Source organism: Bacillus sp. PK3-037, from assembly GCF_054161355.1.
The window spans coordinates 1704022-1719607 of record NZ_CP096408.1; the positions used below are offsets into that span (position 1 = coordinate 1704022).

17 protein-coding genes are annotated in these 15586 nt (G+C 43.4%); 12 read left to right on the forward strand and 5 right to left on the reverse strand.

Annotated elements, in window-relative coordinates:
• The first annotated feature begins 125 nt into the window (after nucleotides 1-125).
• The 5 genes from artP to M1D69_RS08860 all read left to right on the forward strand — a co-directional run bounded on the left by artP (nucleotide 126) and on the right by M1D69_RS08860 (nucleotide 3970).
• On the forward strand, nucleotides 126-893 hold the full coding sequence (gene artP / locus M1D69_RS08840) for an arginine ABC transporter substrate-binding protein ArtP (RefSeq protein WP_458103982.1): 768 nt from the start codon (nucleotides 126-128) through the stop codon (nucleotides 891-893).
• Nucleotides 894-973: 80 nt separating this feature from the next.
• Complete coding sequence (gene artQ, locus M1D69_RS08845) at nucleotides 974-1633, forward strand: arginine ABC transporter permease ArtQ (RefSeq protein ID WP_014664528.1); 660 nt, start codon at nucleotides 974-976, stop codon at nucleotides 1631-1633.
• Nucleotides 1626-2348: an arginine ABC transporter ATP-binding protein ArtR gene (artR, locus tag M1D69_RS08850; RefSeq protein ID WP_458103981.1), complete on the forward strand. Its 723-nt coding sequence runs from the start codon at nucleotides 1626-1628 to the stop codon at nucleotides 2346-2348. Before artQ ends, artR begins: the two co-directional genes overlap by 8 nt.
• A gap of 71 nt (nucleotides 2349-2419) precedes the next feature.
• Entirely contained in the window at nucleotides 2420-3388 is a 969-nt protein-coding gene (locus M1D69_RS08855; RefSeq protein WP_326050960.1) for an aromatic acid exporter family protein, read from the forward strand.
• 51 nt (nucleotides 3389-3439) lie between these two features.
• Nucleotides 3440-3970: a L,D-transpeptidase gene (locus M1D69_RS08860; protein WP_458103980.1), complete on the forward strand. Its 531-nt coding sequence runs from the start codon at nucleotides 3440-3442 to the stop codon at nucleotides 3968-3970.
• A gap of 20 nt (nucleotides 3971-3990) precedes the next feature.
• Here M1D69_RS08860 and prli42 read toward each other — a convergent pair whose 3' ends face one another.
• Nucleotides 3991-4083: a stressosome-associated protein Prli42 gene (gene prli42 / locus M1D69_RS08865; RefSeq protein ID WP_003226489.1), complete on the reverse strand. Its 93-nt coding sequence runs from the start codon at nucleotides 4081-4083 to the stop codon at nucleotides 3991-3993.
• An 89-nt stretch (nucleotides 4084-4172) separates the two neighbouring features.
• On the opposite strand from prli42, the gene mce reads away from it, so the two are divergent.
• The 3 genes from mce to M1D69_RS08880 are packed head-to-tail and all read left to right on the forward strand — an operon-like array spanning nucleotide 4173 to nucleotide 7244.
• Complete coding sequence (gene mce / locus M1D69_RS08870; RefSeq protein ID WP_458103979.1) at nucleotides 4173-4595, forward strand: methylmalonyl-CoA epimerase; 423 nt, start codon at nucleotides 4173-4175, stop codon at nucleotides 4593-4595.
• The gene (locus M1D69_RS08875; RefSeq protein ID WP_458106177.1) at nucleotides 4588-6111 is read left to right on the forward strand and encodes an acyl-CoA carboxylase subunit beta; all 1524 of its coding nucleotides are present in this window, start codon (nucleotides 4588-4590) and stop codon (nucleotides 6109-6111) included. The genes mce and M1D69_RS08875 overlap by 8 nt, the downstream gene beginning before the upstream one ends.
• Nucleotides 6112-6128: 17 nt before the next feature.
• Complete coding sequence (locus tag M1D69_RS08880) at nucleotides 6129-7244, forward strand: tripeptidase T (protein ID WP_044154721.1); 1116 nt, start codon at nucleotides 6129-6131, stop codon at nucleotides 7242-7244.
• A gap of 48 nt (nucleotides 7245-7292) precedes the next feature.
• On the opposite strand, the gene M1D69_RS08885 is transcribed toward M1D69_RS08880, so the two are convergent.
• The 3 genes from M1D69_RS08885 to mifM all read right to left on the reverse strand — a co-directional run bounded on the left by M1D69_RS08885 (nucleotide 7293) and on the right by mifM (nucleotide 9293).
• Entirely contained in the window at nucleotides 7293-8021 is a 729-nt protein-coding gene (locus tag M1D69_RS08885; protein ID WP_458103978.1) for a YqjF family protein, read from the reverse strand.
• A 127-nt stretch (nucleotides 8022-8148) separates the two neighbouring features.
• On the reverse strand, nucleotides 8149-8976 hold the full coding sequence (locus tag M1D69_RS08890; RefSeq protein WP_458103977.1) for a membrane protein insertase YidC: 828 nt from the start codon (nucleotides 8974-8976) through the stop codon (nucleotides 8149-8151).
• Nucleotides 8977-9005: 29 nt separating this feature from the next.
• Nucleotides 9006-9293 (reverse strand): membrane protein insertion/folding monitor MifM, encoded by a 288-nt coding sequence (gene mifM, locus M1D69_RS08895; protein ID WP_081638334.1) that lies wholly within the window; start codon nucleotides 9291-9293, stop codon nucleotides 9006-9008.
• 72 nt (nucleotides 9294-9365) lie between these two features.
• Here mifM and M1D69_RS08900 point away from each other — a divergent pair, with 72 nt between their 5' ends.
• From M1D69_RS08900 to M1D69_RS08910, 3 genes are all read left to right on the forward strand, one after another.
• Entirely contained in the window at nucleotides 9366-10610 is a 1245-nt protein-coding gene (locus M1D69_RS08900) for a DNA polymerase IV (RefSeq protein ID WP_458103976.1), read from the forward strand.
• 109 nt (nucleotides 10611-10719) lie between these two features.
• A complete protein-coding gene (gene gndA / locus M1D69_RS08905) occupies nucleotides 10720-12129 on the forward strand; it encodes an NADP-dependent phosphogluconate dehydrogenase (RefSeq protein WP_044154734.1) in 1410 nt (469 codons plus the stop codon).
• 63 nt (nucleotides 12130-12192) lie between these two features.
• The gene (locus M1D69_RS08910; RefSeq protein WP_458103975.1) at nucleotides 12193-12861 is read left to right on the forward strand and encodes a DUF3885 domain-containing protein; all 669 of its coding nucleotides are present in this window, start codon (nucleotides 12193-12195) and stop codon (nucleotides 12859-12861) included.
• A gap of 44 nt (nucleotides 12862-12905) precedes the next feature.
• On the opposite strand, the gene zwf is transcribed toward M1D69_RS08910, so the two are convergent.
• Complete coding sequence (zwf, locus tag M1D69_RS08915; RefSeq protein ID WP_458103974.1) at nucleotides 12906-14375, reverse strand: glucose-6-phosphate dehydrogenase; 1470 nt, start codon at nucleotides 14373-14375, stop codon at nucleotides 12906-12908.
• A 222-nt stretch (nucleotides 14376-14597) separates the two neighbouring features.
• Here zwf and rnz point away from each other — a divergent pair, with 222 nt between their 5' ends.
• Nucleotides 14598-15521, forward strand: coding sequence for a ribonuclease Z (gene rnz, locus M1D69_RS08920; protein ID WP_069487211.1), 924 nt, complete (start codon nucleotides 14598-14600; stop codon nucleotides 15519-15521).
• Nucleotides 15522-15586 lie beyond the last annotated feature (65 nt).

A 15586-nucleotide genomic window follows, 5' to 3' on the forward strand; every position in this document is an offset into this window, starting at 1 on the left:
GAAAAATAAGCTTCGAGATAATTTTTAAAAATAGTATTGCATAAAAATAAGAAAGTGTTTAAAATACAAATTAACGAATAAATATTCAAATGTGATAAAAGTAATGAATATGGGGGAAATGGATCATGAAAAAATGGCTCTTATTACTGATAGCTGCGTGCATCACCTTTGCATTATCTGCTTGCGGCTCAAGCAGTTCAGGTTCAGAAAGCGGCAAGAAAAAATTAGTTATGGGAACTTCGGCGGATTACAAACCGTTTGAATATAAAGATGGCGATAACATTGTCGGTTTTGATGTAGATTTGGCAAAGGCCCTTGCGAAGAAAACCGGCTACGAAATTGAAGTGCAGGATATGGACTTTAACAGCTTAATTACAGCACTGAAATCAAAACAAGTGGATTTGGTTTTGTCAGGAATGACACCGACGCCTGACCGTAAAAAACAAGTTGATTTCTCCGATGTATATTACACAGCGAATCATATGATTGTCAGCAAAAAAGACAGCGGCATTAAGTCTTTAAAAGATCTGAAAGGAAAAACAGTCGGCGTTCAGCTTGGCTCCATTCAGGAAGAGAAGGGGAAAGAGCTTTCTCCGGAATATGATTTTAAAACAGAAGACCGCAACAGAATTTCTGATTTGGTGCAGGAAATCAAATCTGACCGCTTTGACGCCGCGATTATTGAAGACATGGTGGCAGAAGGGTATTTCAAATCAAATGATGACCTGCAGGGCTTCGTGATTCCTGATGCGAAAGCGGAAGAAGCCGGTTCTGCGATTGCTTTCAGAAAAGACAGTGAGCTGACGGACAAATTCAATAAAGCGCTCAAAGAAATGCAAGATAACGGAGAGCTCGATAAATTGAGGAAAAAATGGTTCACTGGAGAGAAGTAAAAAAAGCGGCTCAACTTTTTCGTTGAGCCTTTTTATTGAATAGGAAATCTTTTTTCCTGTAAGAAAAGGAGACAAAGGCTATGAATTTGGATTTTTCAGCAACGATTCCCCAAATTCCTTTTATATTAGAAGGCTTAGCAATCACATTAAAAATTGTTGTTGTATCTGCTATTATCGGACTTATATTAGGGATTGTGCTAAGCTTATGCAAGATCAGCACATTCCGCCCGCTGATCTGGATTGCTGATTTTTACACATCAGTATTTCGCGGCACGCCTTTAGTGCTGCAGCTGATGATTGTTTATTTCGGGCTCCCGCAGCTGCTCGGCTTTCAAATTGACCAGTTTTGGGCGGCGGTTGTCGCATTGTCACTGAATTCCGCTGCTTATGTATCGGAAATTATCAGAGCGGGAATCAACGCAATTGATAAAGGGCAAAAAGAGGCTGCTGTCGCACTGGGTGTTCCGTACGGCAAAATGATGAAGGATCTGCTTTTGCCGCAGGCCTTCAAAAATATATCACCTGCCATTGTAAATGAATTAATTACGTTAACAAAAGAATCGGCGATCGTCACCGTCATCGGGCTTGGCGATGTCATGAGACGCGCGTATCAAGCTGGCGCCGCCACTTACAATTACCTTGAGCCGCTGATTATCGCCGGATTGATTTATTATGTGCTTGTCCTTATTTTAACGTTTATCGGCAAGGCTGTAGAAAGGAAGCTGAAATCCAATGATTAAGGTTGAAAAGCTGTCAAAATCATTTGGGAAACATGAAGTATTAAATAACATTTCAACAAACATCGCTGAAGGTGAGGTTGTTGCCGTCATCGGCCCTTCCGGCTCAGGCAAATCAACATTTCTTCGCTGTTTGAATCTTTTGGAGAAACCTAACGGCGGAACCATCACAATTAAAGACAAAGAGATTACGCAGCCGAAAACCAATACATTAAAGGTACGGGAAAACATCGGAATGGTATTTCAGCATTTTCATCTTTTTCCGCACAAAACGGTTCTCGAAAATATCATGTACGCACCTGTAAATGTCAAAAAAGAATCAAAGCAGACTGCACAGGGAAAAGCCGAAGAGCTGCTGCGTAAAGTCGGATTGTTTGAAAAGCGAAATGACTATCCAAACCGTTTATCAGGCGGACAAAAGCAGCGTGTCGCCATCGCCCGTGCTTTGGCAATGAATCCTGAAATCATGCTGTTCGACGAGCCGACGTCAGCGCTTGACCCTGAAATGGTCAAAGAAGTGCTCCAGGTCATGAAAGAACTGGTTGAAACCGGTATGACCATGGTAATCGTTACACACGAAATGGGCTTTGCAAAAGAAGTGGCCGACCGCGTGTTATTTATGGATGAAGGGATGATTGTCGAGGACGGCAATCCGAAAGAATTTTTTCTTTCGCCAAAATCCAAAAGAGCGCAGGACTTTTTAGAAAAAATATTATAGAATATAGGGAAAAAGGAGAAGGCTTGTGCTTCTTCTTTTTTGTTGAAGAAACGAATAGAATGGAGTCCGACATGTTTAAAATTGGTTACCGCACAATAAAGACAGCACTTGGAACAGCTCTGGCTATTTATATAAGCCAGCTATTGCATTTGCAAAACTTCGCATCAGCAGGAATCATCACCATTTTGTGCATACAAATCACACAAAAACGGTCGCTTCAAGCGTCATGGGCCCGATTTGCAGCATGCTGTCTGGCCATTCTCTTTTCCTATCTCTTTTTCGAACTGATTGGTTATCATCCGTTTGTCATTGGATTGCTTTTGCTGATTTTCATCCCGACAACAGTTGTATTAAAAATCAACGAAGGCATCGTCACCAGCTCTGTTATTATCCTTCATCTGTATATGTCCGGCGGCATTACGCCCCAATTCATCTGGAATGAAGTCCAGTTAATTACAGTCGGAATCGGCGTCGCTCTTTTAATGAATCTGTATATGCCGAGCCTTGACCGGAAGCTGATCGCCTATCGAAAAAAGATAGAGGATAATTTTGCTGTCATTTTCGCAGAAATTGAACGGTATTTGTTAACTGGTGAGCAAGATTGGACAGGAAAAGAAATTCCGGAAACACACCAGTTAATCACTGAAGCCAAAAACCTGGCGTACCGAGATGTACAAAACCACATACTGCGCCACGAAAATCAGCACTATCATTATTTTAAAATGAGAGAAAAACAATTTGAAATCTTCGAGCGCCTTCTTCCTAAAGTGACATCCATCTCCATTACGGTGGATCAGGGAAAAATGATTGCTGAATTTCTTCGCGATCTGCGGGAAGCAATTCACCCGGGGAATACAGCCTACAAATTTTTGAAAAGACTTGCTGACATGAGAAAAGAATTCGAAGAGATGCCGCTTCCTGCGACAAGAGAAGAATTTGAAGCGAGAGCCGCACTCTTTCATCTTCTTGGGGAAATGGAGCAATATTTAGTGATAAAAAGTTATTTCAAAGGAATCAAACAAGAAAAATCGCTCACTTAACTCGCATGAGCTCATCCTACATTGGTCAACCTAATGGAAAAGGAGGAGCTTATGCGTTTTTTCTTATGTTCAATATTGATGATTATTTCTCCGATATGGCCTCTTGGCGAAAATCCGCTTCCGGGTGACCCGTATGTCATCGTCAACAAGAAAACAAATAAGCTTGCTGTCATCATCGACAACAAAATTGAAGGCGTTTATCGTGTGGCAACCGGAAAGTCGGATGATTTGACGCCCGAGGGAGAATTTTCGATTACAGTAAAAGCGGCGAATCCTTATTACAGAAAGAAAAATATTGAAGGCGGAGCTTCTGAGAATCCGCTTGGGGCAAGATGGATTGGGTTTGATGCGAGAGGGACAGACGGCCGGATCTACGGTATTCACGGGACAAACCGGGAAGAATCTATCGGTCAATTTGTATCTAACGGCTGTATACGTATGCATAACGATGAAGTTGTCCATCTGTTTCAAGAGATTCCGGTGGGGACGAGAGTGCTGATCACGAAAGACTCCCGGTCTTTTGAGGAGATTGCCATTGAGCATAAAGCCCTGATAAAAAAGCAGGATGTTCCCGTTCAATAAGGCCGCCTGCTTTTTTATCATTATAAAAACATAACGATTCCTGAGAGTACTGTTGAAAGAATAAAAACTCCCAAAATCACGATTAAAACGCTTTTCATCAGTTTTTGAGACATGGTTTCACTCCTTAGACAATCTGATTATATTTTAACGTGTTTTGTATGGGCGGACAAGCGATATCTATTGCCGGAAAGCAGGGATGAAAATGACCGGACTTGACCATATTGGGATTGCCGTTTATTCCATAAAAAAAGCCAGAACTTTTTATGAAGATGTATTGGGATTAACGTTTCTTCATCAAGAAACGGTTGAAGAGCAAAAGGTGATCATTGCTCTGTTCCAAGCGGGAGGTATTTATTTGGAGCTGATCGAGCCGTTAACGCCTGACAGCCCTGTCCGTACATTTTTAGATAAAAAAGGAGAGGGGCTGCACCATGTTGCGTTTTTATGCAGCGGCTTAACAGATCAGCTTCAAGCATTATCAAACCGGCAAATTGATGTAATAAACAGGCAGCCGAGACAGGGAGCAAACGGGAAACAGATCGCGTTTATTTCTCCGCGGGAAACAAATGGCGTGCTTGTAGAGCTCTGTGAACCGAAAGGAGATCAAGACATTGAACATGAATGAACATATCGGTCATCTATACAACAGGCGCAGGCAGGCGGAAGAAGGCGGAGGACATGCAAAGCAGGCTGAACAGCGGAAAAAGGGAAAGCTCACAGCGCGGGAAAGGATCGCCTATCTCCTGGATGAGGATAGTTTTATCGAATTATATCCCTTCATGGAGAGCCGAAGCTTAACAAGAGAGCAGCGTATCTTGGGAGATGGAGTCGTGACGGGCTATGGGACGATTGACGGCCGCTCTGTATATGTGTTTGCGCAGGATTTTACCGTATTCGGCGGGGCGCTTGGCGAAACCCATGCGAAAAAAATCACCTCTCTGTTGGATCTTGCAGCAAAAAATAAAGCACCGATTATCGGGCTGAACGACTCAGGTGGTGCGAGAATTCAAGAGGGTGTGGTATCATTAGATGGATACGGTCACATATTTTACCGAAACGTCTTATATTCCGGAGTCATTCCGCAAATCTCGGTTATATTAGGGCCGTGCGCTGGAGGCGCTGTGTACTCTCCGGCACTTACTGATTTTATCTTTATGGCAGAACAGACGGGCCGAATGTTTATTACCGGTCCGAAGGTCATTGAAAAAGTAACAGGAGAACAGGTTGATGCGGAGAGCTTAGGAGGAGCGGGAATACATAATGCCGTCAGCGGAAATGCCCACTTTTCCGGAAAAACGGAAGAGGAGGTTCTGTCAGGAGTGAAGAAGCTGCTGTCTTATTTGCCGCTCGACAAACAGATATCACTACCTTCATCTGCGGATGAGGCCTCCAGCTCGTTAATAAACCGCCTCGTGCCGGCTGACAGCACAAAGCCGTATGATGTTCGGGCGGTGATTCAGGAATTGGCTGATCCGCAGTCTTTTTTTGAGATTCAGCCGTATTTTGCGAAAAATATAGTCATCGGATTTGCAAAGCTTGGCCAAAAAACGATCGGAATTGTGGCAAACCAGCCGAAACATTTAGCAGGAAGCCTGACGATTGACGCGGCTGATAAAGCAGCGAGATTTATCCGGTTTTGTGACGCCTTTGACATCCCGCTGTTAACTGTCGAAGATGTTCCGGGGTTTTTGCCCGGCATTCAGCAGGAGCATAACGGCATTATCAGACACGGAGCCAAATTGCTGTTTGCTTATGCAGAAGCGACGGTCCCCAAAGTAACGCTCATTATCAGAAAAGCGTATGGCGGGTCGTATGTCGCCATGAACAGCAAATCCATCGGAGCGGATCTCGTGTTTGCTTGGCCAAATGCCGAAATCGCAGTGATGGGTGCTGAAGGTGCGGCATCTATTTTGTATCATAAGGATATTGAAGCGTCAGCTGACCCGCAAAAAACAAAACGCGAAAAAACAGCTGAATACAAAAAACAAAACGCCAGCCCTTACAAAGCGGCGGCATGCGGAATGGTCGATGACATCATTTTGCCGGAAGAATCAAGGAAAAAACTCATCCAAGCTTTTCACATGCTTGCACATAAGACAGAAGAGAGACCGAAAAAAAAGCACGGTAACATACCGCTTTAACATGGAGGGACTTACAAATGGTGAATGAAAAACGCCTGCTGGAAGAATTTTTAGAGCTTGTTCAAATCGATTCAGAAACGAAGCACGAGGCTGAAATCTGCAAAGTGCTGAAACAAAAATTTTCTGATTTAGGTGTAGACGTAAAAGAAGACGATACAATGGATATCACTGGCCACGGAGCCGGCAACCTGATCTGCACATTAAAAGGGACGAAAAAGACAGATACAATTTATTTTACATCTCATATGGACACAGTCGTACCCGGAAACGGCGTAAAACCGGTTGTTGAGGACGGATATGTCAAAACAGACGGGACAACGATTTTAGGCGCCGATGACAAAGCCGGTTTGGCTGCCATGTTTGAAGCAATTAAAGTGCTCAAAGAAGAAAATATTGAGCACGGCACGATTGAATTCATCATCACTGTAGGTGAAGAATCAGGTCTTATCGGGGCAAAGGCGCTTGACCGTTCCATGATGACAGCATCCTACGGTTATGCTCTTGATTCAGACGGAAAAGTCGGCAATATCATTGTTGCGGCACCGACTCAGGCGAAGGTAAGAGCGGCGATTTACGGTAAAACCGCACACGCCGGAGTTGAACCAGAAAAAGGTATATCAGCGATTACAATCGCAAGCAAGGCGATTTCAAAAATGCCATTGGGCCGCATCGATGAAGAAACAACAGCAAACATCGGCCGGTTTGAAGGCGGCACACAAACGAACATTGTGTGCGACGAAGTTCATATTCTCGCTGAAGCCCGTTCTTTAGTTCCTGAAAAAATGGAAGCGCAGGTTCAAAAAATGAAAGCAGCTTTTGAAGAGGCGGCAGCTGATATGGGCGGACGTGCAGAAGTTGAAATCGAAGTCATGTATCCAGGGTTTAAATATCAAGATGGCGACCAGGTCGTTGAAATCGCGAAAAAAGCGGCTGCAAAAATCGGACGCACAAGCGAGCTGCAAACGAGCGGCGGCGGAAGCGACGCAAACGTAATCGCAGGCCATGGCATCCCAACGGTCAATCTTGCAGTCGGGTATGAGCAGATTCATACGAAGAACGAAAAAATGCCGATTGAAGAGCTGGTGAAAACAGCAGAAATGGTTGTTGCCATTATTGAAGAAGCAGCAAAATAATGAAGAAAACCCGAGTGCGGATCTGGCATTCGGGTTTTTTTATGACAGTCAGCGCCATTGTCGAAGCGGCCAAAATAACACGTCTTGTTTTTCGGCATAATGAAGCAGCGGTTCTGAGTCTGGTAAAGTGATTTCGTGAGCATCAGTCACTGTATTGATTGAAAACTGGGCCTCAGCTCTTTGAAGAAGCCAAGGGTGATGGTGAATGTCCTCATAATAGAGCTTGTCACGATGGGCGGTGTAGAGTCTGTAGCGCTCCGTCAGCCAGTAATCAAGCGAATCCTCTTGCGCTGTAAAAGGCGCAGAGAGCGGCCGGTACGTGGCGCCGAATTCTGCTTTTCCGGCGTCTCTTCGTTTGCTTTTATATTCCATATCATCCCCATTTTTTTCGGCTTTCATATCGGCGTAAAAATAAGGCAAATGAAAGAAAGACCGTGCACCTTGAACTGCCAGCCAATGATCAGCATCTAAGCTGAAGAAATAAATGCCCGGCTTGCCTTTATAGGTGACATAAGTGCGCAGGTTAAGCTCTGGAAAGGACTGGGCTCCGGGAATAGGAGGGAGAAAACGCGCGCGAAGGTTTGTGAGCATAAAGGGAAGCATGCTGACCCAAGCTTGTCCGTTATATGTATCTATGTCCAATATCGGCGGAATCTTAGCGCGAAGGGTAGAGTAATTAACCGGCCAATGAGCAAATAAGACATCATTCCATGTTTGTTTCATGATCCAAATTCCCTCAGGCACAGAAATATTTTTTTGTTGAGACTGTTCCGTCACGACACCAGCTCCTTTCATTTGGATGTGATTAAAGGTATTCCCGATTTTCTTCTTTTTAAACGAATGCAGGTTCTAAAACGTGATGGAAATAAAAAAACAACTCCGAACAAAAGTCGGAGTTGTTTTTTTATTTCACCGGCTCTGTAAGAGCGGCTGTTTTTTTATGTTTATGGTGTGTCATCTGAAGTACGACGTTTTGCACTGTCAAGAACAGGCCGCTGGTGAACCAGTACAGCGGAAGGGCCGCAGGTACATTAAGCGAGAAAATCGTCATCATCACAGGGAAGAGAAACACCATTAGCTTTGCAGATTGCTGCGCTGCCGGATTTTGCGGGACAGCGGAATATTTCGCGCTCAGCTTTTGAGCGACATAAGCTTGGACAAAATACATAATCCCTGCACTAAGGGACATGAGAATATCAGATTGCCCTAAACTGAACCATAGAAACGAGTGTGACGCAATTTCAGGTGTTGAGCGAATCGCGTAATAAAGCCCAATCATAATCGGAGACTGAATCAGCATTGGAAGACAGCCCATCGCAAGCGGGTTGATATTATGCTCCTGATACAGCTTCATCATTTCCATTTGAATTTCTTTCTGTTTTTCCGGGTCCTTTGTCTTTTTGATTTTGGCTTGAATGCTGTCTACTTGCGGTTTAATGACTGCCATTTTCTCTTGGAACACACGCTGTTTTTTAAACTGATTGACAAACAAAGGCAGTACCACAACGCGCACAATAACGGTTACAAGTATGATAGACAACCCGTATTCTCCGTGAAACAGTCCGGCAACGCCTTTCAGCAGCGAGGAAAACGGCTCAATTAAATAGTCGTGGAAAAAACCGACGTTACTGAGGCCTCCCACCTGATTTGTTGCAGCAAAAGCTGCGTTGCCCGAGCATAATACGATCAAAAAGGCCCCTAAAGCCAAAAGTTTCTGATATGTTTTTAACAATTTGTTCTCCTCCTTTTTATAAATGCGGTTTATAAAAGAAGGGAACTGACGTCTTCATCATCATTCACAGGTGAATTCATGCGGAAGACTTTACGTATCCAAGTTGTAATGCGATGATATATAATAATAAGAAAGTCTGTTCGGTTTATTCGAAAGACCGTCTGATGCTCATCTGTTCGTTTTGATTTCCACTGCTCGCCGGCACGGCACTCTCGCAAGAGAAAAGCAATCCCGATGGCGGTCAGAGCCGGAAGAATAATTGTGAAAAAATCGACTAAGAATAAAACGTCATTTATCGATTCCACAAACATTGTAATCACATCCATTCAATACCTTCATTTTACTATATGTACAAGCCGTTGTCTAATGAACGGAAAGGAGATATGTTTATGCCGGGGAAGGGCCGAATTATTTTCCATATTGATATGAACAGTTTCTATGCATCGGTGGAAATGGCATATGACCCGTCTCTCAGAGGAAAGCCAGTTGCAGTTGCCGGAAACGTCAAAGAACGCAAAGGCATCGTCGTCACATGCAGCTACGAAGCAAGGGCGCACGGTGTGAAAACAACCATGCCGGTTTGGGAAGCAAAGCGCAACTGTCCTGAGCTCATCGTCCTTCCGCCGAACTTTGACCGCTACAGAAGCTCTTCAAGAGCGATGTTTAGCATCCTTCGTGAATATACAGATCTGGTGGAGCCTGTATCCATCGACGAAGGCTATATGGATATGACGGATACACCATACAGCCGCAATGCCTATGAGACGGCAAAAGAAATACAAAGCAGACTGCAGAAAGAGCTGCTGCTTCCGTCAAGCATCGGAATTGCCCCTAATAAATTTCTCGCCAAAATGGCATCCGATATGAAAAAACCGCTTGGGATCACCATCCTGAGAAAAAGAGAAGTGTCTGATATCCTTTGGCCTCTCCCAGTTGGAGAAATGCATGGCGTAGGCAAAAAGACGGCGGAAAAACTGAACGGGCTCAGTATTGATACGATTGGAGATTTAGCGGCCGCTGACGAACACGCGCTGAAACGGCTGCTTGGCATCAACGGGCCCCGTCTAAAAAATAAAGCGAACGGCATTCACCATGCCCCTGTTGATCCGGAACGTATTTATGAATTTAAAAGCGTAGGCAATTCATCCACACTTTCTCATGATTCTGCCGATGAAGATGAGCTGTTAGCTGTTTTTCGCAAACTGTCCGCATCAGTTAGCGACCGTTTGCAGCGTAAAGAGGTAATGGCTTCAAAGCTGTTTATTATGATCAGATATGCGGACTGGAAAACCATAACGAGAAGCATCACACTGAAGAATCCGATAGATCAAAAAAACGAGATATATAATGAAGCAGAACATCTCTTCTTTAAGCATTGGAACAAAAACCCCATCAGGCTGCTCGGCATTACCGGAACGGATTTGGTAGAAAAAGAGCAGGCCTATAAGCAGCTCAATTTGTTCAGTTTTACAGAGGATGCGAAGGATGAACCGATTCAGCAGATGATGGAAAAACTGAATGAAAAGTACGGCTCCAAGCTGATCAGAAAAGGTGCAAGGGTTAAAAAAGACGAGAGCAAAACAAGCGGGACAAGCTTTAATAAAGATTTTTTTCAAGAGGAAAAGAAAAGCTGAATGTCTTGAAATAAGGGGGTGAAGTATGGTAATTTCAATAGTATAAATATCATTTTATTTTAATGTAAATTTTAAAATGGTTAAACGTTTGCAGAAGGGACGTTAGAATATGTCAAAACAACAAATCGGAGTTATCGGACTTGCGGTAATGGGTAAAAATCTGGCTTTAAATATTGAAAGCCGAGGATTTTCTGTTTCTGTTTACAACAGATCAAGCAGCAAAACCGAGGAATTTTTGCAAGAGGCTAAAGGCAAAAACGTTGTTGGCACCTACAGCATTGAAGAATTTGTTCAATCCTTGGAAACACCGCGCAAAATTTTGTTAATGGTTAAAGCGGGAACTGCTACAGATGCGACAATTCAATCTCTTCTTCCTCACTTAGAGAAGGACGATATTTTAATTGACGGCGGAAATACATATTATAAAGATACACAGCGCCGAAACAAAGAGCTTGCTGAAAGCGGCATTCATTTTATCGGCACAGGCGTTTCAGGCGGAGAAGAAGGAGCGCTTAAAGGGCCTTCTATCATGCCTGGCGGACAAAAAGAAGCTCATGAACTTGTGAAGCCAATTCTTGAAGCAATTTCTGCAAAAGTTGACGGTGAAGCGTGTACGACATATATCGGTCCGGACGGTGCCGGCCATTATGTAAAAATGGTTCACAACGGCATTGAATACGGGGATATGCAGCTGATCTCTGAATCTTATTTCATCCTGAAGCAGGTACTCGGTCTTTCAGCTGATGAGCTTCATGAAGTATTTGCTGAATGGAATAAAGGCGAGCTAGACAGCTATCTGATCGAGATTACTGCTGATATCTTCACGAAAAAAGATGAAGAAACAGGTAAACCGCTTGTTGATGTAATTCTTGATAAAGCGGGTCAAAAAGGAACAGGAAAATGGACAAGCCAAAGTGCACTTGACTTAGGTGTTCCGCTTCCGATCATCACTGAATCTGTATTCGCACGTTTTATTTCAGCGATGAAGGATGAGCGTGTGAAAGCAAGCGGCCTTCTTTCAGGGCCTGAAGTGAAGCCTGTTACAGAAAATAAAGAAGAGCTGATCGAAGCAGTCAGAAAAGCGCTGTTCATGAGCAAAATCTGTTCTTACGCCCAAGGATTTGCCCAAATGAAAGCAGCTTCTGAAGAATACAACTGGGATCTCAATTACGGTGAAATCGCTATGATCTTCCGCGGCGGCTGCATCATCCGTGCGGCATTCCTGCAGAAAATCAAAGAAGCTTACGACCGCGATCCTGAGCTTGATAACCTGCTGCTTGACAGCCACTTCAAGAACATTGCAGAAAGCTATCAAGGAGCGCTTCGCCAAGTGATTTCACTTGCAGTTGCCCAAGGCGTGCCGGTACCTTCATTCTCAAGCGCACTAGCTTATTATGACAGCTATCGCACAGCCGTGCTGCCTGCAAACTTAATCCAAGCGCAGCGTGACTACTTCGGCGCCCATACTTATGAGCGCACAGACAAAGACGGTGTCTTCCATACTGAATGGATGAAATAATGATGTGGAAATCCCGCAGCCGACAGCTGCGGGATTTTTTTGAAATAGAGTGCCGACGAAAGGATGTATGTTTTGCCTGTAAATGAGTATCTACTTGAAAATTTTCCTGGTTTACAACTTACACCTCCTTTGTTTTATAACTGGCAGATCGGAATCCGGTTTGAAATAGGTGTAGGGTATAATGTGAAAGATGCCTATCTGCACAGCCCTTATTTAGATAACGCATATAAGAGAGCTGTCACTTTATTTAAGTCTCTACATGCCGAAGATGATGATATATTTGTTATAGCCGATGCTGTTGCTTTTGAAGGGAGAAGGGGATATAAGAGCAAATTGAATACTTTCTCACGGTACATTCGAGAAAAAGCTGTGTTGAAAAAACTGCAGCACATTGCTGTTCCTTATACTTGTTCTGATGATTATGATGATAAAACGCATAGATTTTTTCTTAGATGCAAAACCGGTGATATAAGATATATCCCATTGCTGAGAGCAATATGTAATCAAGATATGGGGATAAAACCAAGCATTTCTCAAAAAATTTACTTTATCAATATAAAAAAGAGAACCATTTTTCATCTTTATGATGATCGAGGCTGCGATATTTTAGCTGCTGCAGCTGAAACAATACGGGATATGTATGAAACATATAACAGCTGGATATTAGATTACGACAGAGAGAGAATCAATCGACTTTTTGAGCCGCTTAGAGGCAGAAAGCTTGATACATAAATAAAAGGCTGAAAATGCTTTACAAGCACTTTCAGCCTTTTTCTTTATATATTCCACCAATGCAAGCCGTCTTTCGCCAAAAGATCATCTGATTCTTTTGGACCCATAGAACCTGATTCATAGTTTGGCGATAGGGTTTTGTTGGCTGCCCATGTTTCAGAAATGGAATCGACAAAGTTCCAAGAAAGGGCAACTTCATCCCAGTGTGCGAAGTTCGTCGCATCGCCGAGAAGACAGTCGTGAATCAATTTTTCATATGCTTCAGGAGTGTTCAGCTCGTCATTGCAATTGCTGCAGTAATCCAGTTTGATTGGCTGCGCGTGTGCTGCTCCACCGAGTTTTTTAGCGTTTAAGTAAAGTGTAATGCCTTCGTCGGGCTGAATATGAATGACGAGTAAGTTCGGATTCATGTTGTTTTCATTGCCGTAGTACAGGTTCATCGGAATGTCCTTAAATTGAACGACAATTTTTGTGGACTTTTCTTTCATTCGTTTTCCGGTACGGATGTAGAATGGAACACCAGCCCATCTGAAGTTGTCGATCAGAAGCTTTCCAGAAACAAAGGTTTCTGTATTTGAGTCAGGAGCGACGTTATCCTCATCTGTATAAGCAGGGACTGGCAGACCGTCAATTTCACCGGCTTGATATTGTCCGCGCACAAAATACTCATCCACTTCGTCTTTTGCAATAGGGCGGAGGGCTCTCAGCACCTTCACTTTTTCGCTGCGGATTTCTTCTGTGTTCAGTTTAATCGGCGGCTCCATTGCGAGAAGCGCAACCATTTGCATAATATGGTTTTGGACCATGTCGCGAAGGGCGCCTGATTTTTCGTAATATCTAGCGCGGTCTTCAACACCAAGTGATTCGCTTGATGTGATTTGGATATTTGAGATGTAGCGGTTTGTCCATAGCGGTTCGAAAATCGCATTGGCAAATCGAATGACCTCAATATTCTGCACCATTTGTTTTCCTAAATAGTGATCGATTCTGTAAATTTGATCTTCTGTAAATGCTTCGCGAATTTCTTGATTTAATGCTTGCGCGCTTGGCAAGTCATGGCCGAACGGCTTTTCAATGACAAGGCGGGACCAGCCTGTAGTTGCTGTAACACCTTCTGATTTTAATGTCTTTGCAATTGTCCCAAAGAATTCTGGGGCCATTGCCAAGTAGAACATTCTGTTGTTCGGGATTTGATATGTATCTTCCAGCTGGTTGAGCAGTACGTTAAGCTCTTGATAAGAACCAGGGTTTGTCACGTCAAACGGGTGGTAATAGAAGTGAGACGTGAAATCATCTAAATGTTTATCAGCAGCTGAGGAAATAGATGTTTTGACGGTTTGGCGAAGATCCTCATTGGACCAAGGTCTTCTTCCGACTCCTACAACTGCAAACTCTTCTCCGATTTGTCCATTTTTATATAAACGGTGAATGGACGGATAGAGTTTTCGTTTTGCTAAATCTCCCGTTGCACCGAATATGACAATTACTGCTTTTGGTTGTTGGTTTGTTTTCACTAAAAGTACCTCACTTTATTCGAAGCTTTATTTTAGTACCCCGCATATTTCCTTCATTTTAAATCTAAAATTCAACGAAAGCAAACATTTAAGACCTTTTTTTGCAGAATGGCGCGAAAATATTTCTAGAACGAAAGGATTGTCTGAATGAGAGCGAGATTCACATTTTACGAATGATCCTGTATTCTTGTAGGTAACTAGTTCTAGTAGGAGGAAGGAAATGTGGAATTACTTTTTTTAGGGACGGGAGCCGGAATTCCCGCTAAGTCGAGAAACGTGACGTCGATCGCATTAAAACTGCTTGAAGAAAGGCGATCTGTATGGCTGTTTGACTGCGGGGAAGCCACACAGCATCAAATTTTACATACATCGATTAAACCTCGAAAAATAGAAAAAATCTTCATTACTCACATGCACGGCGATCATGTATACGGTCTTCCAGGGCTTCTTGGCAGCCGTTCTTTTCAGGGCGGTGAGGACGAGCTGACGGTTTACGGACCGAAAGGCATCAAGGCGTTTATTGAAACAAGTCTTGCCGTCACGAAAACTCACCTAACATATCCGCTTGTGATACAAGAGATTGAAGAGGGAGCGGTATTTGAGGACGATCAGTTTATCGTCACAGCTGTATCCGCGATTCATGGTGTAGAGGCCTTCGGGTACCGCGTACAGGAAAAAGATGTGCCTGGTTCTTTAAAGGCGGCGTTATTAAAGGAAATGAATATTCCGCCGGGACCTGTATATTCGAAAATGAAAAAAGGTGAAACTGTGACACTTGAAGACGGACGCATCATAAATGGGAAGGATTTTTTGGAGCCTCCTAAAAAGGGGAGAGCTGTCGTGTTTTCCGGGGATACGAGAGTGAGCGATAAGATAAAAGAGCTTGCGCGGGACTGTGATGTGCTTGTGCATGAAGCCACCTTTGCTAAGGATGATGTGAAGCTTGCTTTTGATTATTTTCACAGTACAACAGAACAAGCAGCTCTAACTGCCAAAGAAGCTGGAGCGAAGCAGCTCATTTTAACTCATATCAGCGCGAGATATCAGGGAGAGGCTTCTTTAGAGCTCCAAAAAGAAGCGGCAGCCGTTTTTCCGAACAGCATCACGGCGTATGATTTCTTAGAGGTTCAAGTTCCGAGAGGCTGAGAAAGAGATGGTGTTTGACAATCTGTTGTTAAGCTGTATAATAAAACGTAATCATTACGCTTTAT